Origin of the sequence: Actinokineospora baliensis, from assembly GCF_016907695.1 — a bacterium.
Lineage (GTDB): Bacteria > Actinomycetota > Actinomycetes > Mycobacteriales > Pseudonocardiaceae > Actinokineospora > Actinokineospora baliensis.
In genome coordinates this window covers 1,752,884-1,776,451 of the sequence record NZ_JAFBCK010000001.1, presented here as the reverse complement: position 1 = coordinate 1,776,451, position 23,568 = coordinate 1,752,884, and the positions used below count along the sequence as shown (strand labels likewise).

Annotated in this window: 22 protein-coding genes, 1 tRNA gene and 1 riboswitch; of the genes, 11 read left to right on the top strand and 12 right to left on the bottom strand. The window is 70.0% G+C overall.

Annotated elements, in window-relative coordinates:
- Positions 1-7: 7 nt before the first annotated feature.
- The gene (locus tag JOD54_RS08440; RefSeq protein ID WP_239573318.1) at positions 8-859 is read left to right on the top strand and encodes an intradiol ring-cleavage dioxygenase; all 852 of its coding nucleotides are present in this window, start codon (positions 8-10) and stop codon (positions 857-859) included.
- Positions 860-910: 51 nt separating this feature from the next.
- Here the strand turns inward: JOD54_RS08440 and JOD54_RS08435 are convergent, their stop codons facing one another.
- From JOD54_RS08435 to glyA, 3 genes are all read right to left on the bottom strand, one after another.
- Positions 911-2,560 (bottom strand): MDR family MFS transporter, encoded by a 1,650-nt coding sequence (locus JOD54_RS08435; protein WP_204449984.1) that lies wholly within the window; start codon positions 2,558-2,560, stop codon positions 911-913.
- Positions 2,560-3,093, bottom strand: coding sequence for a MarR family winged helix-turn-helix transcriptional regulator (locus tag JOD54_RS08430; protein ID WP_307859891.1), 534 nt, complete (start codon positions 3,091-3,093; stop codon positions 2,560-2,562). Before JOD54_RS08430 ends, JOD54_RS08435 begins: the two co-directional genes overlap by 1 nt.
- 162 nt (positions 3,094-3,255) lie before the next feature.
- Positions 3,256-4,509 (bottom strand): serine hydroxymethyltransferase, encoded by a 1,254-nt coding sequence (gene glyA, locus JOD54_RS08425; RefSeq protein ID WP_204449983.1) that lies wholly within the window; start codon positions 4,507-4,509, stop codon positions 3,256-3,258.
- A 32-nt stretch (positions 4,510-4,541) separates the two neighbouring features.
- Positions 4,542-4,630: riboswitch (ZMP/ZTP riboswitch) on the bottom strand.
- 50 nt (positions 4,631-4,680) lie between these two features.
- Here glyA and JOD54_RS08420 point away from each other — a divergent pair.
- A complete protein-coding gene (locus tag JOD54_RS08420; RefSeq protein WP_204449982.1) occupies positions 4,681-5,142 on the top strand; it encodes a DUF4442 domain-containing protein in 462 nt (153 codons plus the stop codon).
- On the opposite strand, the gene JOD54_RS08415 is transcribed toward JOD54_RS08420, so the two are convergent.
- Both JOD54_RS08415 and JOD54_RS08410 read right to left on the bottom strand, forming a co-directional pair.
- Entirely contained in the window at positions 5,129-6,130 is a 1,002-nt protein-coding gene (locus JOD54_RS08415; RefSeq protein ID WP_204449981.1) for a LysR family transcriptional regulator, read from the bottom strand. The genes JOD54_RS08420 and JOD54_RS08415 overlap by 14 nt on opposite strands.
- A gap of 174 nt (positions 6,131-6,304) precedes the next feature.
- Positions 6,305-6,865, bottom strand: coding sequence for a gamma carbonic anhydrase family protein (locus tag JOD54_RS08410; RefSeq protein WP_204449980.1), 561 nt, complete (start codon positions 6,863-6,865; stop codon positions 6,305-6,307).
- Between the two features lie 24 nt (positions 6,866-6,889).
- Here JOD54_RS08410 and JOD54_RS08405 point away from each other — a divergent pair, with 24 nt between their 5' ends.
- On the top strand, positions 6,890-7,876 hold the full coding sequence (locus tag JOD54_RS08405) for an LLM class F420-dependent oxidoreductase (RefSeq protein WP_204449979.1): 987 nt from the start codon (positions 6,890-6,892) through the stop codon (positions 7,874-7,876).
- Here JOD54_RS08405 and JOD54_RS34005 read toward each other — a convergent pair.
- Entirely contained in the window at positions 7,859-8,764 is a 906-nt protein-coding gene (locus JOD54_RS34005) for a hypothetical protein (RefSeq protein WP_239573317.1), read from the bottom strand. The genes JOD54_RS08405 and JOD54_RS34005 overlap by 18 nt on opposite strands.
- 159 nt (positions 8,765-8,923) lie before the next feature.
- On the opposite strand from JOD54_RS34005, the gene JOD54_RS08395 reads away from it, so the two are divergent.
- The gene (locus JOD54_RS08395) at positions 8,924-9,766 is read left to right on the top strand and encodes a hypothetical protein (protein ID WP_239573316.1); all 843 of its coding nucleotides are present in this window, start codon (positions 8,924-8,926) and stop codon (positions 9,764-9,766) included.
- Positions 9,763-11,487, top strand: a complete 1,725-nt coding sequence (locus JOD54_RS08390) for a serine/threonine-protein kinase (RefSeq protein ID WP_204449978.1) — start codon at positions 9,763-9,765, stop codon at positions 11,485-11,487. The genes JOD54_RS08395 and JOD54_RS08390 overlap by 4 nt, the downstream gene beginning before the upstream one ends.
- 193 nt (positions 11,488-11,680) lie before the next feature.
- Here JOD54_RS08390 and JOD54_RS08385 read toward each other — a convergent pair whose 3' ends face one another.
- Together JOD54_RS08385 and JOD54_RS08380 are read right to left on the bottom strand one after the other, a co-directional pair.
- Entirely contained in the window at positions 11,681-12,349 is a 669-nt protein-coding gene (locus JOD54_RS08385; protein ID WP_204449977.1) for a phosphonatase-like hydrolase, read from the bottom strand.
- Positions 12,346-13,092 (bottom strand): GntR family transcriptional regulator, encoded by a 747-nt coding sequence (locus JOD54_RS08380; RefSeq protein WP_307859890.1) that lies wholly within the window; start codon positions 13,090-13,092, stop codon positions 12,346-12,348. The genes JOD54_RS08385 and JOD54_RS08380 overlap by 4 nt, the downstream gene beginning before the upstream one ends.
- A gap of 146 nt (positions 13,093-13,238) precedes the next feature.
- Here JOD54_RS08380 and JOD54_RS08375 point away from each other — a divergent pair, with 146 nt between their 5' ends.
- The 5 genes from JOD54_RS08375 to JOD54_RS08355 all read left to right on the top strand — a co-directional run bounded on the left by JOD54_RS08375 (position 13,239) and on the right by JOD54_RS08355 (position 17,575).
- Complete coding sequence (locus JOD54_RS08375) at positions 13,239-14,354, top strand: TIGR03364 family FAD-dependent oxidoreductase (RefSeq protein ID WP_204449975.1); 1,116 nt, start codon at positions 13,239-13,241, stop codon at positions 14,352-14,354.
- A complete protein-coding gene (locus tag JOD54_RS08370; protein WP_204449974.1) occupies positions 14,351-15,247 on the top strand; it encodes a phosphate/phosphite/phosphonate ABC transporter substrate-binding protein in 897 nt (298 codons plus the stop codon). The genes JOD54_RS08375 and JOD54_RS08370 overlap by 4 nt, the downstream gene beginning before the upstream one ends.
- Before the next feature lie 276 nt (positions 15,248-15,523).
- The gene (locus JOD54_RS08365; protein WP_204449973.1) at positions 15,524-16,240 is read left to right on the top strand and encodes a phosphonate ABC transporter ATP-binding protein; all 717 of its coding nucleotides are present in this window, start codon (positions 15,524-15,526) and stop codon (positions 16,238-16,240) included.
- On the top strand, positions 16,237-17,004 hold the full coding sequence (gene phnE / locus JOD54_RS08360) for a phosphonate ABC transporter, permease protein PhnE (RefSeq protein ID WP_204449972.1): 768 nt from the start codon (positions 16,237-16,239) through the stop codon (positions 17,002-17,004). The genes JOD54_RS08365 and phnE overlap by 4 nt, the downstream gene beginning before the upstream one ends.
- A gap of 94 nt (positions 17,005-17,098) precedes the next feature.
- On the top strand, positions 17,099-17,575 hold the full coding sequence (locus JOD54_RS08355; RefSeq protein WP_204449971.1) for a hypothetical protein: 477 nt from the start codon (positions 17,099-17,101) through the stop codon (positions 17,573-17,575).
- Here JOD54_RS08355 and JOD54_RS08350 read toward each other — a convergent pair.
- Together JOD54_RS08350 and JOD54_RS08345 are read right to left on the bottom strand one after the other, a co-directional pair.
- On the bottom strand, positions 17,572-18,201 hold the full coding sequence (locus tag JOD54_RS08350) for an MSMEG_1061 family FMN-dependent PPOX-type flavoprotein (protein WP_204449970.1): 630 nt from the start codon (positions 18,199-18,201) through the stop codon (positions 17,572-17,574). The two genes, JOD54_RS08355 and JOD54_RS08350, sit on opposite strands and share 4 nt — an antisense overlap.
- 102 nt (positions 18,202-18,303) lie before the next feature.
- Positions 18,304-18,377, bottom strand: a tRNA-Thr gene (locus JOD54_RS08345).
- 555 nt (positions 18,378-18,932) lie between these two features.
- Between JOD54_RS08345 and JOD54_RS08340 the strand changes: the two genes are divergently transcribed.
- On the top strand, positions 18,933-20,000 hold the full coding sequence (locus tag JOD54_RS08340) for a hypothetical protein (RefSeq protein WP_307859889.1): 1,068 nt from the start codon (positions 18,933-18,935) through the stop codon (positions 19,998-20,000).
- Here the strand turns inward: JOD54_RS08340 and JOD54_RS08335 are convergent.
- Together JOD54_RS08335 and JOD54_RS08330 are read right to left on the bottom strand one after the other, a co-directional pair.
- The gene (locus tag JOD54_RS08335) at positions 19,978-21,168 is read right to left on the bottom strand and encodes a DNA polymerase III subunit delta' (protein WP_204449968.1); all 1,191 of its coding nucleotides are present in this window, start codon (positions 21,166-21,168) and stop codon (positions 19,978-19,980) included. The two genes, JOD54_RS08340 and JOD54_RS08335, sit on opposite strands and share 23 nt — an antisense overlap.
- Positions 21,168-23,162: a bifunctional MFS transporter/dTMP kinase gene (locus JOD54_RS08330; protein ID WP_239574118.1), complete on the bottom strand. Its 1,995-nt coding sequence runs from the start codon at positions 23,160-23,162 to the stop codon at positions 21,168-21,170. Before JOD54_RS08330 ends, JOD54_RS08335 begins: the two co-directional genes overlap by 1 nt.
- Positions 23,163-23,568: the final 406 nt, after the last annotated feature.

Sequence of the window (23,568 nt, the reverse complement as noted above, 5' to 3'; positions counted from 1 at the left end):
TCGAACCATGGGCGACATGGACCACCACATCGAAGACCACGACCGGGGACTCGCCTTCGACCTGGCCACCCTGGGCAGGCGGCGGGTGCTGGCGCTGATGGGCGGCGTCGGGTTGGCCGCGCTCGCGGGCTGCGGGACCGACCACTCACAGCACACCGCGGCCGCCTCCAGCACAACGTCCACCACAACAACCACCGCGAAGTCGCAGGCGGCCGCAGCGGCAGCGGCGGACTGCGGCGCGGAAACCCCCCAGGAAACCGGCGGCCCCTACCCGGCCGATGGCACCAACGGGCCGAACGTGCTCACCGAGAGCGGGATCGTGCGCAGTGACATCCGATCGAGCTTCGGCAACTCCACCACGACCGCCAAGGGCGTCCCGCTGACGGTAGAGCTGACGATCGTCGACTTCGCGAAGTCCTGCGCCGCCATGCCGGGTGCTGCGGTCTACCTGTGGCACTGCGACATCAACGGCAGCTATTCGATGTACGCCAAGGAACTCACCAACGAGAACTACCTCCGTGGCGTCCAAGAGGCTGACGCACAAGGGAAGGTGAAGTTCACGAGCATCTTCCCGGCTGCCTACTCCGGCAGGTGGCCGCACATCCACTTCGAGATCTACCCGAGCCTGGCCGAAGCGACCAAGGCGGGCGATCCACTTAAGACAACACAGTTGGCCCTACCCAAGGACATCTGCACCACGGTCTATGGCACCGAGGGCTACACGCAGAGCGTCCGCAACCTCGCACAGACGTCACTGGAGCGCGACAACGTCTTCAGCGACGGCTACGAGACCCAGCTCGCCGCAGTGACCGGCGACGTCTCCAATGGTTACGCCGCAACACTAACCGTCCGGGTATGACAAGCGGCCCCGCACTCGCGTCGAGTACGGGGCCGCTCAGCGGAACTAGAACTAGTGCATGGCAGCGGCCGGAGCGGCCGCGGCGGCCTCTTCGTCCGCAGCGCGCTGGATACCCGACTTGTTGAGCAGCGGGGTCTCCTTGAGGAACCAGATCAGGCCGAACGCGACCAGGGTCACGAAGGCACCGACCAGGAACACAGTGTCGAGCGAGCTGGCGAACCCGGACAGGATCGGCCTGGCGAGCACCGGGTCCAGGGTGTTGAGGAACGCCGTGTTGTTCAGGTCGATCCCGCCGCCGCCGGACAGGCTCTGCGCGAACTGCGGGTTCGACGCCAGCGCCGCGGTGAAGGCCGCGTCGCCGCGCACCGCGCCGAACGCGTCGCCGATGCGGTCGCCGACCACGCTGAACAGGATGGACAGGAACACCGCTGTGCCGACGGTGCCGCCGATGGAGCGGAAGAACGTCGCCGACGAGGTCGCCACGCCCATGTCCTTGACCGGCACGTCGTTCTGGATGGCCAGGATCAGGGTCTGCATGCACAGGCCGAGGCCAGCGCCGGTCAGCACCATCACCAGCATCACCTGCCACATCGGCGTGTCCACGCCGACCTGGGAGAACAGGAACAGCGACACCGCGGTCGCGCCGAGGCCGATGATCGGGAACTTCCGGTACCGGCCGGTCTTGGCGATGATCTGGCCGGAGCCCATCGCCGCCACCAGGATGCCGAAGGTCATCGGCAGCGTCATCAGACCCGACTCGGTCGGCGACGCGCCCTTGACGATCTGCAGGTACAGCGGCAGCGACATCATGGTGCCGAACATGCCGACACCCATGACGAAGTTGACCACGTTGGTCAGCGCGAAGGTCCTGCGGCGGAACAGCCGCAGCGGCAGCAGCGCCGCGTCACCCATGCGCTTCTCGACGTAGACGAACGCGGCGATGCCGACGACGCCGATCACGTACATCAGCACGGAGCGGCCGGAGTCCCAGCCCCACTCGCGGCCCTGCTCGGCCACGATCAGCAGCGGCACCAGGCCGACGGTGAGCGCGATCGCGCCCCAGTAGTCGACCCGCTGGGCGACCTTGCGGTGCGGGACGTTGAGGAAGCGGGCGACCACGATCAGCGCGACGATGCCGATCGGCACGTTGAGCAGGAACACCCAGCGCCAGCCCTCGATGCCCGCGAAGGTGTCCAGACCGGCGAAGGCGCCGCCGACCACGGGACCGGCCACACTGGACAGACCCCAGACGCCCATGAAGTAGCCCTGGTACTTGCTGCGCTCGCGCGGGGGCACCATGTCGGCGATGATCGCCAGCGCCAGCGACATGAGACCACCGGCGCCGAGGCCCTGCACCGCGCGGAACGCGGCGAGCTCGTACATCGAGTTGGCGATGCCGGAGAGCACCGAACCGACCAGGAAGAACGAGATGGCGGTCAGGTACATCGGCTTGCGCCCGAAGATGTCGGAGAGCTTGCCGTAGAGCGGGGTGGAGATGGTGGCGGTGATCAGGTAGGCGGTGGTGGCCCACGCCTGGATGGTCTGGCCGTTGAGCTGGTCGGCGATGGTCTTCATCGCCGAGGCCATGATCGTCTGGTCGAGCGCGGCGAGCAGCATGCCCAGCATGAGCCCGGAGAGCACGGTCAGGATCTGCCGGTGGCTCAGCTGCCCAGGTGCGGCATCCGAAACCGGAGCTGACATTACTTTCCCCCTTCGGAACGCGCGTGGTCGGCGCATTCGGTGATGAACGTGGGCAGGTAGTTCGCGTGGTCGGCGAGGAATCGCTCGAACAGCCGCACGAACGTGTCGAGGTCTTGTGGGTCCCAGTGGCTGACCATGCTGGCCAGCGACAGCGCCATCCGCTGCCGCTGGCGCTTGAGCAGCGCCAGGCCGTCCGGGGTGACGGCGAGCAGGCTCGCCCGTCCGTCCTCCGGGTCGGCGCGCCGCTCGACGAGGCCGTCCTTGACCAGCGCCGCGACCTGGCGGCTGACCGTGGACGGGTCGGAGTGGACCGCCTCGGCGAGCGCGCTCGAGCGGCTCGGTCCGAGGGCGATGAGGTTCTTCAGCAGGACGAAAGCCGAGCGGTCTACCCCCAGCTTGCTCATCCGCGCCGCGATGGCGGCCTGCTGCTTGCCGAGCGCGAACAGGACGGTGGCCAGCCGTTGCCCCTGCTCGATCTCCTGCGCGGTGAGCCCGGTGCCGGTGGCCGACTCGTCGGCGACGGTCTCGGTCACGCGACACCTCCCGAGTTGCTTGCATCATCCAAGTAGTTGGTCGATGCAAGCATGCGCTTTTCGGGTGATCGATCGCAACCCCTTTACCTGCGACCCCGCTCACACGCCGAACGCCCCGGTCCGACCAGCGGCACCGGGGCGTTCTAGCGGCGTTGTCGCAGGTCAGGCCCACCCGGGCATCGGGAACGCGGTGAGCAGTTCGCGCACCTCGGCGGCCACGGCGGCCACCTCGGCGTCGTCACCGGCCGCGATCGCCCGGTCGATCCACTGCGCCAACTGGGGCATGTGCTCGACGCCGAGACCACGGGTGGTGATGGCCGAGGTTCCCAGCCGCACGCCCGAGGGGTCAAACGGTTTGCGGGTGTCGAAGGGCACCGAGTTGTAGTTGAGCTCGATGCCCGCCCGGTCGAGCACCTTGGCGGCGGGCTTGCCGCCGACGCCCTTGCTCGTCAGGTCGATCAAGATCAGGTGGTTGTCGGTGCCGCCGGAGACCAGGTCGAACCCGCGCTCGACCAGCGCCTCGGCGAGCGCCTTGGCGTTGGCCACGATGTTGGCGGCGTAGTCGCGGAACCCCGGCTTGGCGGCCTCGCCGAGGGCAACCGCGATGGCGGCGGTGGTGTGGTTGTGCGGACCGCCCTGCAGCCCGGGGAACACGGCCTTGTCCAGCGCCTTGGCGTGCCGGGCGTCGGACATGAGCATGGCGCCGCGCGGGCCGCGCAGCGTCTTGTGCGTGGTCGTCGAGATGATCTCCGCGTGCCCGACCGGCGACGGGTGCGCACCCCCGGCCACCAGGCCCGCGATGTGCGCGATGTCGGCGACCAGCACCGCGCCGACCTCCTTGGCGATCTCGGCGAACCCGGGGAAGTCGATGGTGCGCGGGATGGCGGTGCCGCCGCAGAAGATGACCTTCGGCCGCTCGGCCAGCGCCAGCTCGCGGACCTCGTCCAGGTCGACCCGACCGGTGTCCTTGCGGACCCCGTACTGGACGGCGCGGAACCACTTGCCGGTCGCCGACACACCCCAGCCGTGGGTCAGGTGGCCGCCCGCGGGCAGGGCCATGCCCATGACCGTGTCGCCCGGCTCCACCAGCGCCAGGTAGATGGCGAGGTTGGCCGGGGAGCCGGAGTAGGGCTGCACGTTGGCGTGGTCGACACCGAAGACGGCCTTGGCGCGCTCGACGGCCAAGGTCTCGATCGGGTCGACGAACTGCTGGCCCTCGTAGTAGCGCTTGCCCGCGTACCCCTCGGAGTACTTGTTGGTGAGCACGGTGCCGGTGGCCTCTAGGACGGCGGTGGAGACGTAGTTCTCCGAGGCGATCAACCGGATCTTCTCGTACTGGCGGCGGGCCTCGCCCTCGACCAGAGCCGCGACCTCGGCGTCAGCGGCGGTCAGGTGCGGGATGCCTGGCTGGTGCATCGTGTTCCTCCCAGAGCGTGCGGCGACTAGACCGGTGACACCCAGGCGTTCGGTGTCGCACCCGCTCCAGCCGCTCCCCAGTGGTCTCTTCCACCCGTACACGCCAGTCACGACTCTGGGTGCGACCCTACCCGTTGCCGCATCAAGTTACTGACGGGTAATGTCGTTGCCATGAGCACAGACCTCGACTGGGTCGCCGACGCGATGAAGCAGACCGTCCCCTGGGTGAGCACGGCTGGTGTGGAGTTCGTCGAGGTCGCCGCCGACCGCGTCGTCTGCTCGCTGCCGGACGTGGCCGACCAGCGCAACCACGTCGGCGGGCCGCACGCCGCGGTGATGTTCGGCCTGGCCGAGACGGCCTCCGGCGCGGTCGGCCTCGCCGCGTTCGCCGCCGAGATGGGCCGGGCGACCCCGCTGGTGGTGCGCTCGGAGATCCACTACCGCAAGCTCGCGCTTGGTCCGCTGACCGCCGAGGCGGTGCTGGGCAGGCCCGCCGCCGAGGTGATCGCCGAACTGGACGCGGGCACCCGACCCGAGTTCGCCGTCGAGTGCACCATCCGCAACGCCGAGGGCACCACCACCGCCGAGATGACGGTGGTCTGGACGCTCAAGCCGAAGGTCAGGTCGGCCTAGTCGGCCTCGGCAGGGCCAACGCGGCGTCCACGTCCATGTGCGCCTCCGGGTGGTCGGCCCACCACTGCGCGTAGGTCGGGTTCCGATCCACGATCGACCTATAGGCGTGCGCGACGCAGGCAAAGACCTCGTGGCGGCGGTTGCCGAGCAGGCCGTCCATCCGGACCACCAGCACCACGGGCAGCCGCAAGACCGCCCCCCGCAGCGGCCGGATCACGAACCCGGGGCCGCTCAGCGAGGCGGGCTGCGCCAGGCACACCGCGCCCGCGGCGGCCAGGGCCATGGCGGTACGGCCCTCGGTGACGTGGTGGGTGATCCGCGGGGTGAAGCCGACCTTCTCGCAGGCCTCGCGGAAGCCCAGCCGCATGGTGTCCTGGTCGGGCGGGGGCACCACCCAGTCCAGGTCGGCGAGGTCGATCAGGTCGACCTCCTCCTGCGCGGCCAGCGGGCTGTCCGAGCTCAGCGCCACGAACTGCGGTTCCTCGACGATCGTGCGGACCTCGACGTCGCGCAGGGTCCGGTTCTCCATGCCCTCGAACCGCTCGAACACGGCGATGTCGGCCTGCTTGGAGGAGATCAGGTCCAGCAGCGCTGGCCCGGACGAGTCGATCTCGGTGCGCAGCTCCGAGCACTTGATCCAGGCCCGCAGCTCACCGATGAGCGCGCTGGTGAACAGCATCGGGCTGGAGGCGACCACCAGCGGCGCCTCGGCCGGGTTCTGCGTGTGCGTGCGCGCGGTGGCCAGCAGCGCCGACATGTCCTCCAGCACCACCCGCGCCGAGCGGACCACGCTGCGGCCCAGCTCGGTCGGGATGCTGCCGTTGGAGCTGCGGCGGAACAGCTCGCCGCCGACCAACCGCTCGATGGAGCGCAGCTGCGCGGTGAGCGCGGGCTGGGTCACGCCGAGGCGGATGGCCGCTTTGGACACGCTGCCCTCCTCCGCGATGGCGCAGATCGCGCGGAGGTGACGGAGCTCGAGTTCGGCCATAACTGAGTTTGATACCCCGTTCGGATGAGATCAAGCTAGAGCGACGCGGCATATTTCTGGTACCGGTTTGCCGCGTGCCCACTGACGGCACGCCGGTCCGGGGGCACAACCCCCGGATCCCGCAGACTCCCGGTGCCCGGTACCGCCCACCCATGGCGTGCCGGGCACCGGTGTTCACCCGCTGTTCAGCGGGTGTTCTCCCGCGCCCGGCCCGGTGTCGATCTCCCGGATCCCGGCCGCGTGCCTGCGGGCGAGGTGCTGGTAGACGGTCGCGTTGTGGTCGACCCAGACCTTCGGGGTCCCCTCCAGCGGCACCTGGCGCTTGGCGGGCACCCCCATCGCGACCACCTCGGGCGGGATCCGCGTCCCCGGCCCCACCATGGCCCCCGCCGCGACTAAGGCGCGTTCGCCGATGACGGCGCCGTCCTGGATGGTGGCCCCGTTGCCGATGAGCGCCTGTGCGCCGATGACGCAGTCGTGCACCACGCACAGGTGCCCCACGGTGGCGTTGGCGCCCACCTCGCACCCGTCGGCGTTGACGTGGATGACCGAGTTGTCCTGCACGTTGGCCCCGGCCCGGATCACGACCGGCCCGAAGTCCGCGCGGATGACCACCCCGTACCAGACCGAGGCGTCCGCCTCGACGGTCACGTCGCCGATCAGGGTGGCCGTCGGGGCGATCCACGCCGACGGGTCGATCTTGGGGCGCTTGCCCTCGAACGAGTACAGCGGCATCGCCCCACAGTAATCTCGGACCGCATGAGGCTCGACTCCGGCGGCTACGCCGCGACCGTGACCGAGGCCGCCGACGCGGTCGCCGCAGCCGAGCTGGCCGGGTACGACGGCGCCTGGGTCGCCGAGACGCAGATCGACCCGTTCCTCGCGCACGCCGTCGCGGCCGGGCGGACCTCGCGGGTGGAGCTGGTCACCGGGATCGCGGTGGCCTTCGCGCGCAACCCGATGACGGTGGCGGTGCAGGCCAACGACCTGCAGCTGCTCTCCGGCGGCCGGTTCGTGCTCGGGCTCGGGTCGCAGATCAAGCCGCACATCACCAAGCGGTTCGGCATGCCGTGGTCGGCGCCCGCCGCCCGGATGCGGGAGTTCGTGCTCGCGGTCCGCGCGATCTGGTCGGCGTTCGAGACCGGCGAGCGGTTGCGCTTCCTGGGCGAGTTCTACACGCACACGCTGATGACGCCGTTCTTCAACCCCGGCCCCAACCCGCACGGCAACCCCAAGGTCTACCTCGCCGCAGTGGGTGAACGGATGACCGAGGCCGCCGGGGAGGTCGCCGACGGCATGCTGTGCCACGGGTTCTCCACCGAGCGCTACCTGCGCGAGGTGACGCTACCGGCGTTGGAGCGGGGTCGGGCGAAGGTCGGGAAGACGTTGGAGGGCTTCGACATCAGCGGCCCCATGTTCGTGGCGAGCGGCTCCACCGACGAAGAGCTCGCAGGTTCCATCGCCGAAGTGCGCAAGCAGATTGCCTTCTACGGCTCTACTCCCGCCTACCGTGGGGTCTTAGAGCTCCACGGGTGGGGTGAACTGCAGGACGACCTGAACGCCTTGTCCAAGCGTGGCCAATGGAGCGAGATGGACGCTCTTATCACCGACGAGGTTCTTAACACCTTCGCTGTCGTCGGAGACCCAGCCACCGCAGCCGCGGAGATCAAGCGCCGCTACGGCGACGTCGCCACCAGGATGACGGTGACGCCGCCGATCGCGGCAGCCCTACGCGACCCGGATTAGCGCGGCACCGGCCAGGACGAAGAAGACCAGGACCACCAGCGTTCCGGAGGTGCCGCCCTTCCCGCTGGTGACCACCTGGTCCACCGCGCCGGTCAGTTCAATTGCGCAATGCGCGGTGACGATGTGCCTGCCGGGCACGATCTTCGGGAACTCGACCCGCGCGGAGAACTCACCCGAGGTGTCGGACACCGCCGTGCCGACCTTCTCGCCACCGGAGGTCAGGATGACGGTCTGGTTGGGCGCGCAGCCGGTCCCCTTGGCCGAGAGGTCCTCGCCGGGGCGGACGCTCTTGCGGTCGAGCTTGAGCCCGCCGTCGACCGGCTTCTCGTCCACGATCGGGGTGGTCGTCGTGGTGGTCGGCGGCGTGGTCGTGGTGTCCGAAGTGGTCGTCGTGGTGTCGGTCGTGGTCGTGTCGGTTGTCGTCACACCAGGCGTGGTGGTGGTTGTTGTCGGCCTGGTCGTGGTTGTGGTGACCGTCGGACGGGTCGTGGTGGTGACCGGCGGGACCGTGGTGGTCACGGGCGGGACGGTCGTCGTGGTCGTCGGCTTCGTGGTGGGCGGCGTGGTCGTCGTCGTGGACGGCGTCGTCACGGTGAAGCGGGTGACCGCGCCGTAGTCACCGGCGCACACACCGTTGATCGGGTAGGTCGCGGGCTTGGCCGTCTTCGGCGCGGTCACCGAGAACGAGCCAGAGATGTTCCCACCCGTGCTCACGGCGGGGATGGTGGTGAGGCTGCTGGTGAAGGAGATGCTGCGGCACATCCCGGCGTAGGACAGCTTCCACGTGATCGTGAAAGAACTCCCCGCGGGCCCGGAGGTCGGGCTGATGCCCAGGGACAGTGACGGGGTCTGCGCCGAGGCCGGTGAGAGCGGTGCCAGAGCGACCAACAACGTCGCTGTAGCAACGGCGATGCTCGCTAAGCGTCCAACACTGCGCACAGCTCGTACCCCTGTCCGTGTCCCTGATCCCGTGGAACGCCCCGGTCCGATACCGGACCGCTGTAGCATTCCGCCCCGATCAGCCCTGCCTCAACCGGGAGTCTTCCCATGGGACGTCTCATCGCCGCCGCGGTTGCCCTCGTGACGGTACTGCTGCTGATGGGTGCGACACCCGCCGCGGCACAGGATTCCGGCAGCCCGTTGTCGGTGACGGTCACTCTGGACGGTCAGGACATCACCGACCGTACGGTGCGACTGGATCCCGCCAAAGCCGCCGAGGTTTCGGTAACGGCCGTTAACCGCGGTAAGACCACGCAGAAGGTCCGCCTGGTGCGGCTCTCCGGGGTCGCGCTGGCGCTGACGTTCTTCGCCTACGACACCACGCTGCCCTTCGAAGTCCCACCGGGCAGCCGCGTCACCCGCACGTTCCCGCTGGACGTGCGCGACCTGGACGGGCAGGCGATCGGTCTGCTGCCCACCACGGTCGACCTCCTGTCCGAAGAGCGCGAAGTGTTGGGCAGCGCCGAAACCGTGGCGGACGTGCGCGGCACCGTGTGGTCGGTGTACGGCGTGTTCGGCCTGATGATGCTGCTGCTCACCTCGGCCATCTGGGCGACCGTGCTGATCGCCTTGGCGCGGCACAAGCTCTCGCCCAACCGGATCAAGCGCGCGCTGCGCTTCCTGCCCGCGGGCATCGGAACCGGGATCGTCGCGGTGGTCTCGCTGTCGGTGCTGCGGCTGGTGCCGCCGGACCCGCTGATCGAGATCCCGATCGTGTTCGGCGCGTCGGCCATCGCCATGGTCCTCGGTTTCCTGACCCCGCACCCGGTGGCCCCCGCGCTGGCCGGGGACCTGACGGTGGCGCTGCCCGCGCCCGTCGACCCCGGTGCGGTGACCCAGAGCGTCACCGAGCACTACACACAGCAAAACACCAAGAGGTGGCCTGGATGAGCACACCTGCGGGCCTGACCACGGCGCTCCCGCAGTACGAGGTCGGCGGCAAGATCGGCTCCGGTGGCATGGGCGTGGTGTTCGCAGGCGTGCACCGCTCCCTCGGTCGCGCGGTGGCGATCAAGGTGCTGCCCTCGGACCTGGTCACCGACCCGTCGGTCAACGCCAGGTTCGACCGCGAGGCGCGGGTGCTGGCCAGCCTGGACCACCCGCACATCGTGCCGGTCTACGACTACGTGCAGACCGGGTCGGACAACCTGCTGGTGATGGAGCGGCTGGACGGCGGAACCGTGTACGACCGGTTCCGCGGTCCGGGGCTCACCGGCGAGCAGTCCTGCGCGATCACTCTGGCGATGCTGGGCGGGCTGCACGCGGCGCACAAGGCCGGGGTGCTGCACCTGGACGTGAAGCCGAAGAACCTGCTGTTCACCACGGCGGGGGTGATGAAGGTCGCCGACTTCGGCATCGCGCAGGTCGTGAGCGAGGGCGCGACGCTGGTGACGCACGCGGGCGAGGTGCTCGGTACCCCCGCCTACATCGCGCCCGAGCAAGCGATGGGCAACTCTCTTACGCCAGCCGCGGACATCTACTCGGCGGGCACAGTGCTGTACGAACTGCTCTGCGGCGAACTGCCTTATGACCGCAGCCGAGGCGCAGTGAGCATGATGCGCCAACGCATCTTCAGCGACCCCGCGCCGATTCCGCGGGTTCCGGCACCGCTGTCCACAGTGGTCATGCGCAGCCTCGCGCGGGATCCGCAACACCGCTACCGCGACGCGGAAACATTCGCGACCGACCTGAGCTCCGCGGCGACCGCCGTCTATGGCGCGGGATGGCTTGAGCGCTCCTCGGTGCCCGTCCACCTGGCCCCGCGGATATCCGGCGCGATCTCCCAACAACTGAGCCGCCAGCCGGACGCCCCCACCATCATCACCCCGCCGATCCGCGGCACAACCACAGATCCGACACGCACCCTCGGCGACTTCCGCGGCAAGGAACTCCGTCCCGCGAGCGAGATCATCGCCCAACGCGGCCCCTCACCACTATGGCCTGCCCTCATCGCGACGGTGGCTCTTATCGCGCTTGTACTGCTGCCCCTCTTGTCCCCCACCAAACTGGACCACCCGGCCTCGGCGTTGATGGTCAACAACCAGGTGGCGGACAAGACGGTTCAGGTAGACCTGAGCAAGCAGATCACCGTCTCAGGCCAAGCCCCCGGCCCCGTCGAACTCGTCTTCGAACTCCGAGCCGCCGGGGTACTGCTGGGCCGCGTCCGAAGCCAAGGCGTGGCCCCCGGCCCGGATGGCAGGTTCGAAACCAGCCTCAAACCGGACCCGCTCATGCGCTGGCTGGCGGGTGGAGCCGTCACGGCAGAAGTGAAGATCGGCAACGACCCCGCCGAACAGTTCACCCTGCTGTCCGCCTCACACCCCATGGCAACGGTCATGGGCGCGGGAAGCCTCCTGCTGTCGCTGTTCGCCTTGGCCAACATCGAAGCCCAGATGCGAGCCCTCCGCCGAGGCCACCGCCGCCCAGCGGCCCCTTACACGGCCATCCCCCTAGGCCTCCTGTTCGGCCTAACGGTGTGGCTGTTCATCACGGCGGTCAGCACCCACGAACCCTCCCTCCCCCACGCCCTGGGCAGCGCCGCCGCAGGCGCCATAGCCGCCGCGGGCTTCGTCCTCGCAACCGCCTGGTCCGCCCGCCGCGCACGCGGGTGAGCTAGTGGTGCGACCCAGGATGTTGGCCGTGTATCGGCCCGTCCACGGCGTGGCTGGCAAGGCGCCGGAACGGCCTCGTACTGGGCGTACTCGGTCGTTTCGGCAACGCAGCCAGGCGCGTCGTGGGCGGGTCGAGACATGGTCAAGGTTCTGGGTCGTGCCACTAGACCCAGTCTCTGGATCCCACTCGCGCCTACCCGTGTCGGGTGAGGAGGAGGGGAATCTCGGCGACGGAGGACAGCAGGTGGGTGTGGCGTTCTTGGCCTAGGGTTTCGGCGTCCTGGGAGCCTGTGAGGACGCCGATGACGTAGTGGGCGGCGGCGTTGGTGCCTGCTCGGAGGTCGAGCACCGTGTCGCCCGCGGTGAGGACCCGGTCGGCGGAGTGGACGCCGGTGGCCTCCATGGCGCGGAAGATCATGTACGGCGCCGGCCTGCCCGCGGGGACCTCGTCGGCGGTGATGAGGGCGTCGACGCAGCCGCCGACCTTCCAGCTGAGGGCGGTGAGGATGTCCTCGGCGACGTCGCGGGAGAAGCCGGTGGTGAGGGCGACCTTGATGCCGCGGGCGCGGAGTTCGGTCAGGGCCGATTCGACGCCGGGGAGAGCCGTGGGCGGGGTGGTGGCGTAGTAGGCGGCGAGGCGGGTGCGGAAGTCGTCGAAGACGGTGTCGACCTCGGCGGGGGCTCCTGCCAGCAGCGCGGCGATCGCCTCGCGCTTGTCCGCGCCCATCCAGCGCCGCACGTCGGTGCCGGGCACCGGCGACCCGGAGGCCGCGGCGACGGCGTCGGCGAGGGCCCGGTAGACCGCTCCGCCTTCCTGGACGGTGGTGCCCGCCATGTCGAGGGCCACCAGGTCGATGCTCACGAGGTCTCCTTGAGGATGTGCGGGCTGACCCGGCCCGCCTGCACGTTGTCGATGGTGAAGGTCACCAGGTCCGGCCGGTACCGGTCGTCGGCGTACTCGACCCGCGCGCCGCTCGCGTCGGTCGCCCGTCGCCGCTCCCGCAGCAGCGGGGCGCCCGGCGCGACCGCCAGCAGCCGCGCGTCGACCTCGTCGGCGCCGATCGCGTCGATGGTGTGCCGGGCAGCGCGCAGGTCGACGCCGCGCTCGAGCAGGTGCGCGTAGATCGATCCGGCGTCGGGGTCGAAGTCGAACAGCAGCTTGCCGACGGGTTCGATGAAGCTGCTGCGCTCGAGCATGGTCGGGATCCCGTCGAGCAGCCGCAGCCGCAGCACCTCGATGACCGGCGTCCCCTCGTCGATCCCGAGCACGTCGGCCGCGACCTGGCTGGCGCCGCGCCGCGCGATCTCCACGGTGCGCTGCCCGGGTTCGCGGCCCATTTCCCGCGCCCACCGGGTGAACGACAGGAAGGTCTCGAACGGCTGGGCGACGGCGGCCTGCCGGACCACGGGCTGCTTGCCCTGGCCGCCGCCGATGAGCCCCTCGTTGCGCAGCGCGGCGAGCGCTTGGCGCACGGTGCCGCGGGAAGCGGCGAACTCCTCGCACAGCTGAGCCTCGGAGGGCAGCGCGGCGCCGACCGGGAGCTGTCCCCGGCTGATCCTGCCGCGCAGCGCGTCGGCCACCCTGTGGTGCAGTGGCGGTGTCACAGACTTGACCATACGAGTTGCGCCCCGCCCACTGTCAAGCCGTCTCGGGAATCGGCTTGAACTGGGTGAACAACGTGGAAACTTGTTCAAACAAGTCCCGTTGAGGCCTTGCGATCACCGACCGGCGACCCGCACCTTCTGTAGCCATGAACCCCCGAGCAGACCTCGTCGTCGTCGGCGCGGGCATCGTCGGCCTCGCCCACGCCGTCGAGGCAGCCGACCGCGGCCTGCGGGTTGTGGTGCTCGACCGCGATGACCGCGCGGTCGGCGCCTCGATCCGCAACTTCGGCCACATCTGCCTGACCGCCCAGCACGGCGACGCGTTGACCTACGGGCTCGCCGCGCGGGAGCGGTGGCTGCGACTGGCCGCGAAGGCGGGGTTCTGGCTGTCCGAAGCGGGAACCGTGGTCGCCGCGCGGGCGGAGGACGAGGTCGCGGTACTCGCCGAGTTCGCAGCCCAGCGCGGCGACCAGGTGCGGTTGCTGGACGCGGCCGGGGTTCGCGCGCACCTGCCGGTGGTCTCCCCCGAGGTCGTCGGTGGCGCCTGGCTCCCGCTGGACCTGCGCGTCGACCCGCGCGAAGCCGTCCCCGCCGTGGCGGCGTGGCTGGCCGAGCACGGCGTCGAGTTCCGTTGGCGCACAACGGTCACCGGTGTCGAGTCGGGCGCGGTGCACACGACCCGAGGCACCGTGACCGCCGATCGCGTCGTGGTCGCCGTAGGGCACGACATCGACCGCCTGCTGCCCGACGTAGCAGACGCGGCCGGGGTCCAGCGGTGCCTGCTGCGGATGATGCAAGTGTCCACACCGGACTCCGTTACCTTCGCCCCCGCTGTCCTATCCGGACTGTCGATGCTGCGGTACGCGGGGCTGAGCGCCTGCCCGTCGGCAGAGGCGGTCCGGCAGCGGTTGACCCGCACCGACCCCGAACTGCTCGAGGTCGCGATGAACCTGATGTTCACCCAGCGCCCCGACGGTGATCTCGTCATCGGTGACACCCACCGGTACGGCACCACCCACGACCCGTTCGACGACGAGCCGACCGGCGACCTCGTCCTGCGGGAAACCGCCCGCCTGCTCGGCGTCGACCGCCTCGCCGTGCGCGCCCGCTGGCGCGGCGTCTACGCCGCCGCCGAGCGGGCCGAGTTCCTGATCGCCCAACCCTCCCCCGAGGTCCGCGTGGTGTCGGTGACCTCCGGCATCGGCATGACCACCGCGTTCGGCCTCGCCCCCACCGTTCTCGACAGCCTAGGAGCATCATGAAGCGCATCGTCGTCCTGGTCGCCGCCGCGGCCATGGCCCTCACCGCCTGCGGCAGCGGCGAACCCGCCGCCGGTGAGTCGAAGACCTGCCCGAACGGCGAGATCAGATTCGGGATCGAACCCTACGAGGACCCGGCCAAGCTGACCCCGGCCTACGAGGTGCTCACCGGCGCGCTGAAGCGGGAGCTGAACTGCCCGGTGAAGCTGCAGGTGGTGCAGGACTACTCGGCCGAGGTGCTGGCCATGCAGAACGGCAAGCTGGAACTGGCCCAGTTCGGCCCGCTCGGCTTCGTCTTCGCCAGCCGCCGCGCAGGCGCCGAGCCGCTGGTCTCCTTCGGTGACGCGCAAGGGAAGCTGACCAGCTACAAGGCGGGCATCTGGGTTCCCAAGGACTCCCCGATCCAGTCCCTCGCCGACCTGCGCGGCAAGTCGCTGGCCCTCTCCGAACCCGGCTCCACCTCGGGCGACGCCCTGCCCCGGGCCGCACTGGCCAAGCTGAACCTGGACAAGTCCTCGGTGAAGCTCGACTACGCGGGCGGCCACCCAGAAGCCCTCCTCGCCCTCACCAACGGCAAGGTCGACGCCGCCGAGATCAACACCCAGCAACTGGCCACCGCCAAGGCCGCGGGCACCTTCGACGACACCAAGTTCCGCCAGGTCTGGGCCTCCGACCCGATCCCCAACGACCCGATCACCGTCGCGGGCTCGATGGACCCCGCCTTCAAGGACGCCGTCCGCAAGGCCCTGCTCAACCTCAAACCAGAAGAAGTCGCCAAGGTCGGCAAGTTCCTCGACGTAGACCCCGCAGGCCCCCTCGTCACCGTCGACAAGGCCACCTACCAGCCCCTCTTCGACCTGGCCGACACCCTAGGCCTCACCGAAGGCGACGTTTAACCGACCACCCTCGCCACACCCCCGACTGACCGAGCAGTTCGGTCCCCCACCAGCCCACCCCCCACTGATTTCCCCCGCAATCCCCAAAACCGCAGCCCCCACCACTCCCCGGGGGGCGTCCCTGGTCCAGTCTATCGGCGCTGGCAGGCGGGAGGGGGTCGCGCGGTTTGCTGGGGACAACGGCGGGGGTTGTGGATAAGTGGATGGCCAGGTCGGGGGTGGTGGGGGCGGGGAAGTTCAGCCGGTCGGGTGGTTGGTGTGGAAAGGGAAGTGGGCATGGAAAGCGGTCTCACCGTGACTGGGCTGCGGAAATCGTTCGGCGAGCGGACGGTGCTCAACGGGGTTGATTTCTCGGTCGGGGCGGGGGAGCTGGTGGCCCTGCTCGGCGCGAACGGGTCGGGGAAGTCGACGGCGTTGCGGTGTGTGGTGGGGCTGGTCGAGGCCGACGCGGGGGTGGTCAGGGTCGCGGGGCGGGCCGCGGCGATGGTGTTCCAGCAGATCCACCTCGTGCGCAGGCGCAACGTGGTCGACAACGTGTGCGCGGGCGGGTTGGCGGGACTGCCGCTGTCGCGTTCGCTCACCCCCGCGCTGTTCCCCAAGGACCTCCGCGACCGCGCCATGGCCTGCCTCGACCGGGTTGGGCTGGCCGACCGGGCGAAGGACCGGGCTGGCAGCCTCTCCGGCGGGCAGCAACAGCGGGTCGCGATCGCACGAGCGCTGTGCCAGGGTGCAAAAGTACTGCTGGCCGACGAGCCCGTGTCCGCGCTCGACCCCGCTGCCGCAACGCAGGTGATGGAGCTCCTGCAGAAGCTCGCGCACAACGATGGGCTGGCGGTCGCCGCGGTGCTGCACCAACCAGACCTCGCGCGCAGATATGCCGATCGGGTACTCGGGTTGCTGAACGGCGAGATCCGCTTGTCCACCAAGGGATCTGAACTATCCGATATGGACATCGACGCACTGTACGCGCCAGACCGGGCGGCAGCCGCATGAGCGCCCGCAAGTACCTGACCGCGGCCGTGGTGATCGCGGTACTCGGGGTGGCGCACGTCTTCGCTTGGGAGACAACGGAAGTGTCACCTGGCGCGCTCGTCGACGGGTGGCGCGGGATGGCGCGGTTCCTCGCCGAGGCGCTGCCGCCGGACCTGGACTGGGCGACGGTGGTCCAGCCGGGCCTCGAGGCCTGCCTGACCACGCTCGCGATCGGCCTGCTCGGCACCACGCTGTCCGTTCCGGCAGCACTGCTGTTCGCCGTCATGGGCACGCGCGGGCGCAACCGGATCGTGTACCAGGTGTCACGCTCGGTCATGTCGTTCCTGCGCGCGGTACCGGATGTGGTGTTCGCGCTGATCTTCGTCACCGCGGTCGGGCTCGGCCCGTTCGCCGGTGTGCTCGCGCTGATCTGCCACAACGTCGGGGTGATGGGCAAGCTGTGGTCGGAGGCGATGGACGAGGTCGACCCCGGGCCAGCCGACGCGCTGCGGGTGTCGGGCGCCAGCGAGCCGCAGGTGATCGCGAACGCGGTGCTGCCAGCGGTGGTGCCTGCGCTGATCGGGCTACTGCTGTACCGGTTCGACGTGAACGTGCGCTCGTCGCTCGTGCTCGGTCTCGTCGGCGCTGGCGGCGTGGGGTTCCTGATCAACCAGTCGATCCAGCTGTTCGAGTTCGACGAGATGGCGACCTACATCCTGATGGTCCTCGTGCTCGTGGTGGCGGTCGACCTGCTCAGCGCGGCGGTCCGGCGCCGCCTCGCCTGACCTTGCGCCGAACGAGTGACTACTGAACGTTCAAGTAACAGCTCGTGTCTGTCTCCGATGGACTATCCACACCGTCCGGTCGACAGGGAGGCAGATGCGCACGATCACCGCGCTGCTGTGCCTCACCCTGACCGGGGCCTGCGGCCGGGCGGAGACCGGGGCGGCGGGCAGCGCACCGCCCACCACCCCGCACGGGACCGCGGGGTCCGCCACCGCGGCGTCGGCACCACCCGCGCAGGCGAAAGCCGTGGTGTCCGACGTCCTCGACGCCCGAACCGTCCTGACCTCGGCGGGCGAGCGGGTCGTGGTGGCGGGCCTCGCGGACCCGGGCGACTGCTGGCGCGCGCCCGCACTGGCGTTCGCGCGGGATGCGTTGCGCGGCAAGGAAGTCCGGATCAGCGAGCTGGACTCGGTGCGCCTGTCCGACGGCACCGACTTCGCCCGGCTGGCCCTGGTCAACGGCATGGGCAAGACCACCGCCGTCGCCGCGCGGTCGTTGACCGAGGCCCAGTCGGCGGCGCAGGCTTCGGCGGTCGGCCTGTGGGGCCCGCCGTGCCGCGGCGGCGACTAGTCCAACCGGTACAGCAGCGAGTCGACTTGGCTCTGCCGCACGTCTTCGACGGTGAGCGTCGGGTCGCCCAGGTGCCCGTGCGACAACGCCGCCGGGTCCGGCTGCGTCGAAGCGTCCGGCCAGGTCTGCGGCTCCCACAGGTGCGAGCGCACGAAAGCCTTGGGGCAGTGGGTGAACACCTCATCCGGCGCGACCACGAGCGCCAGCATCGGCGGCTTCCCCACCGCGGTGAGCCCGTCGAGCACGTCCGGCCGCGCCGTGACGCACGCCCGCCCGTTGACACGCAGCGTCTGACCGCGCCCCGGGATCACGAACACCAACCCGACCCGCCCCGTCTGCACCACGTTGCGGAACGTGTCGATCCGCTTGTTCCCCGTCGCGTCCGGGATCAGGACCGTCCCGTCCTCCGCCACCCCCACGAACCCCGGCGGCCCACCCCGCGGCGTGACATCACACCGCCCACCGGCGTCGTAGCTGCCCACGAACACGATCGGCGCACAAGCCACGAACTCCCGCGCCAACGCGTCCATCTCCCCCACCACCTTGTCCCAAGCCCGCGGCGGCGGCGACGCGTAGATCTCCCGCAACCCGGCCTCGTCGGTGATCGCACCCGAGAAGTAGTCCACCAGCCGAAGCTAGCGCCGACCCACCGGCACCTGCGCTGTGTTTTCCCCCATGACAACGCCAGAGGGGCCGCCCCGAAACCGGGACGACCCCTCTGACCTGCGAGCCGCCTAAGGGAATCGAACCCTTGACCTGTTCATTACGAGTGAACCGCTCTGGCCGACTGAGCTAAGGCGGCGTGACCGGTGACCACTATAGCGGGTACCCGGGCGTGACTTGCAGGCGGCTACGTCGTTTACTGGGGAGTAGGTGCGCGAGAGGAGCTTCGATGCGTCTGGTTGCCTTACCCGGGGCGGTGGCGCTGTTGGTGCTGGCCGCGGGGCCTGCTGCTGCGCAGCCACCGACTACGCCGGTGCCGCCGGGGGCTGATCCGGGTGCACCGCCTGCTGTGGTGCCTAACGTCAACAGCCATGCGGTGGGGGATGCTGGGACTGGGCTGGCCGTGGTCAGGCTCTTACCGAACTCGGCGCCTACGCGGTCGATCATCCCGGGGGCTGAGGACAAGTTACCTAAGCAGGCTGGGGTGGAGGTTGGGTTCGGGTTGGCCAGTGCGCAGGTCAACTCCGAGGCGTACCTGAGCTTTGAGCGGTCTATAGCTCAGGCGACGCCTGGGGGGATTGCTGTGCAGGGGGCTAGTCCGCAGGCTCCGGGGGCGTTGGCGCAGACCGCGCCGCCTAACGGTGAGCCCCGGAGTGGGGGGCTCAACCCGCCGTCTACGCCGTTGGATGCGTTGGTGAAGGTGGGGGTGCTTAACGGGCGGGTGCAGGCGCAGTGGAACGACAACTGCGTAGGCACGATCGCCGACTCTTCGACCGAGTTGGCCAGTCTCTCCGCGCTCAACGCGATCCCCACCCTGCCCAGCACCCCCGACCTCACTGGGGTATTCGACGCGCCGAACCTGGATCCTGCCGCTGACCAGGCCGTGATCGGCGGGCTCAAGAACCTCACCGGCGGGCTCAGCACGCTCGGCGGTGTCCTGGGCAACTCCTCCCTGCTCAGCCTCCCCAACACCCTCTCGGCCCGCTCCGTCGTCCGCCTCGTGGACATCCCCGGCTCGGCCACCAAGGCCGTCGAGTCCACATCGACGCTGCAGGTGGCGGCGGTCAAGTTGCTGGCGGGCACGCCTTTCGAGCTGTCCATCAACGTGGTCAGCCAGCCGACGCTCACGGTTACCTCCACTGGCGACAAAGCCACTTCGTCGGTCCGCTACACCGCGCCCGTTCTGGAAGTCATCCAGGGCGGGAAGAGCATGGGCAGGTTGGACGCGGCGAACCCCCGGTTGGACGTCCCCATTGGAATCCCGCTGCAGAACCCGGTGGACAAATTGCCCATCATCGGCACCCTGCTCGGCACCGGGCAGGCGTTGCCGACCGGGTTGTCGAAATTGGACCTCGGGGTGCTGCGGCTTTCCGTCGCCGGGCTGAACCAGAAGTCGGAGGAGTCGACGCAGCCGTTCAAGGGGTATCAGCTCGGGGCGACCGCGCGGCTGCTCGACCTCCAGGTACTGCCCACGGACGCCCTCGGGCTGCCGAACCTGCCGTCGGCGCTGGCGCAGATCTCGCTGGGTGAGCAGGTCGCCAGGGCCTACGCGCCGACCGGTGGTGTGGTGTGCTCGGCGGCTTCAACACCGCCCCAAGCGCCGCCCGCGCCGCAGCCGAAGGGGCCCGCACTGGCTTACACGAACGCCGCTTACCATTCCGTGCCCATTTTCTGGACCGGCACCGCAATGCTCATGCTCGGCGTGGTGCTCGTCGCCGCATTACCTAAGAAGCGGCGACTCAGCCAACGTAGAGCTGGGTGATCATCGCCTCGACCGCGATCCGCGGTTTGACGTTCAGTTCGATCGCCTCGCGACAGGAAAGAACGGCTTCCAAGCGGCGGAGGGTGGACTCCGGAGTCCATTTCTCCGCCGCTTGCGAAGAACTCGAAGAATGGTCCGGGTGGTTCAGCGCGGCCGGTGAACCAGAGGAGGTCACCAGCACGTCGCGGTAGAACCCGGCCAGGTCGACCAACGCGAGGTCGAGCGCATCGCGTTGGGTCCTGGTCGCCCGGGACTTCTGCCTGCGCTCGAGTTCCTTGATCGCCCCGGCACTCCCCCTGGTCGCCGACGCGGTGCCCTTGCCAGTGCCGCCCGCCCCGAGCGCGGTCTTCAAGGCCTCCTTCTCGGCCTCGTCCCGGGACCCGCTGACCTCGCCAGCGTCCGTCTCCGCCGCCTTGACCAGGTCGTCCGCCGCGTCGAACACGTCCGACAGCCGCCGCAGGTTGATCGGGATGCGCAGCACCTTGTCCCGCCGCTCACGGGCGGAGGGGTCCGTGGCCAGTCGCCGCGCGCGCCCGACGTGGCCGCCGCACACCGAGGCGGCCCAGGACGCCGTCTCCGCGTCGATGCGGTCCCGCAGCTGCAGGACCTCGGCGATCGCGGGTGCCGACGGGGTCCGCAGCGCCACGACGCGGCACCGGGACCGGATGGTGACCGACACGTCGTCCGGGTGGTCCGAGGGCGCGCAGAGCAGGAACACGGTCCGCGCCGGTGGTTCCTCGACCGCCTTGAGCAGGGCGTTGGCCGCGCCCTCGGTGAGCCGGTCGGCGTCGGTGATCACCACGACCTGCCAGCGCCCGCCGGTCGGCCGCCGCGCCGAGGTCTGCACCAGGGCGCGCATCTCGGCCACGGAGATCGACAGCCCCTCCGGCACGACCATCCGCACGTCGGCGTGGGTGCCCGACATCGACGTGTGGCAGCCCTGGCACTCGCCGCAGCCGACACCGCCCGGCGTCGTGCACTGCAGCGCCGCCGCGAAGGCGCGCGCGGCGACCGAGCGGCCGGACCCCGGCGGACCGGTGAACAACCAGGCGTGCGTCATCCCGGCGGCCGAGCCGGTGCCGTCGACCAGGTGGGCCGCAGCGGTGGCGGCCGCGCTGAGCACCTCGACCGCGTCGGTCTGGCCGACCAGCTGCGACCACACCGCCATCAGCGCGCCTCTGTGAGCGCGAACTCGGTCAAGCGGCGCCCGGCCATCGTGGTGCGCACCGCGATCAGCACCCGGTCGTGGACGTCGGTGGCCGACCCGTCGCCGTCGACCACCACGTAGCGGTCCGGGTCGGCGGCAGCCATGTCGGTGAGCACGCTCTGCACGTGCCAATGATGCTCCGCGTTGCCCGCGCGCGGCGTCAGGGTGGCCGGGTCGCGGTCGAGCAGCACGGTGATGTCGGGGCGCAGCCGCTCGGTCGCCCAGTCGGCCAGGCCCTCCAGCTCGCTCGGGTCGAGCCCGGCGGCGACCGACAGGTGCGCGAGCGGGCTGTCGACGAAACGCTCCATCACCACGACTGCGCCGCGGTCGAGCGCGGGCTGGATCTCCCGCTCCACCAGGTCGGCCCGCACCGCGGCGGCGACGAGGGCGTGCGCGCGGGCGCTGTTGAGGCCCGCGCCGGTGAGCACCGTGCGCAGCCGCACGTCGTCGAGGGCGGGGTCGGCGGCGAGCAGGACCTCGGTGCCCGAGTTCGCCCGCAGCCACTCGGCGAGCAGCGTGGCCTGGGTGGAGGTGTCGATGTGGGTGTTGCCCTCGACCGCGATGAGCAGCCCGCTCGACCGCCTGCGCGGCTTGCGGCTGATCGCGGCGCGCAGGTCGGACAGGATCGTCTCCGAGCGGCGGTCGTCCATCTGCCGGTAGGCCAGCACGCCCATCACGGTGGCCAGCAGGCCCGCGCCCAGCAGCACCGGCCGGGTCCCGTCGACGATCATCGAGCGGCCGAACAGGCTGATGCTGTGCGGGGCGACCAGGCCGACCAGCACCGGGGTGAGCGCCATCCCGCCAGCGAAGATGATCTTCATCAGCGACTGGTAGATGGCGTTGATCCGGCCGCGGATCGAGTCGTCGACCTCGGTGCCGATGATGGTGACGCCGGTGAGGAAGGCCGCGCCAGCGCACATGCCGAGGATGGCGACGGTGATCAGCGAGACCACCAGGTGCGGAGAGAGCGCCACCAGCAGCAGGTCGAGGCCCGCGGTGACGATCGCGATGCCGAACAGCCGGTTGCGCGGCAGCTTGCGGGCCAGCTTCGGCGCCCCGCCCATCCCGGTGGCCAGGCCGATGAACAGCGCGACGAACAGCAGGCCGAAGCTGGCCTGGCCGCCGAGCACGCTGGTCGCGTAGACCTGCGACGAGCCGACCAGGGCACCGGCGGCGACGAACGCGCCGATCATGCCGATCAGCAGGCCGCGCACCAGCGGGGAGGTCCGCACGAACCGGGCCGCGTCGCGCACCATCGCGCCGAACCCGCCGCTGGTGTCTGGCTTGTCCGCCTGCGGGACCACGGGCGCGGTCGACACCCGCCGCGACAGCTCGGGGATCCGGGTGGCGATGGTGACCGCGCTGGCCAGGTAGAGGGCCGCGACGATGAACAGCACCAGCCTGGTCGCGCCCGCCTCCGAGGCGGCGGTCTGCAGGCTGAAGTTGGTGTTTATCCCGGTGATCGCCGCGTAGAGGCCACCGGCGCTGATCACGGCGATCCCGTAGGTCATCACCATGCCCAGCTGGTTGGCCGTCTCGACCTGGTCCGGCCTGCGCAGCAGGTTGGGCACCGCGGCGTCCTTGGACGGGATCCACAGCAGCGCGCAGCAACCGACCAGGAAGTTGCCGATGAACAGCCACAGCGGCGAGCCGACGATGGCGATCGACAGCAGCAGCCCGAACCGGCCGACGTCGGCGAGCACCATCACCTTGCGCCGGTCGAACCGGTCGGCGAACAGGCCGCCCAGCGGGGCGAACAGCAGGCCGGGCAGCAACTGGGTGAGCACGACACCGGCGAAGGCGAAGCTCTGCGCCTTGTAGTCCTCGGTGGCCTGCGTGACCAGGCCGGTCAGCGCGAGCAGCGACAGCCAGTCACCGACGCTGCACAGGTAGGTGACGCCCCACAGCCTGCGGAAGGGGCGGATGGACAGCACGCTGCGGGCCCGGTGCGCCATGGAGGCGTCCGCCCCCGGCTCAACCGCCGCCGTCACGGTGCCCGCACTGCTCTCGCTGTTCAGACCCCCACCCACCTTCCACGCGGCCCGACCTGTCCCAGGGTAACCGGGAAGCGGGTCTGGCCTGGTCATCCGGGTGGCGCACGGCACGCAGGGCCCCGGTCACACCGGGCTAACGGCGCGAACCGGGCTACGCCACCCGGGTGACGACTGCACCTCGTCGGGCACAGGCTAGCCGGCCCATGCTGAGAGCGGGTGACATCGCGTGATCTTGCCGGGCGCCGAGTGGCCCAACCCAGGAGGTTGACGGGATCTCGACCTGCCCACGACGTCCCTGGCTGCGTTGCCGAAACGACCGAGTACGCCCAGTACGAGGCCGTTCCGGCGCCTTGCCAGGAACGCCGTG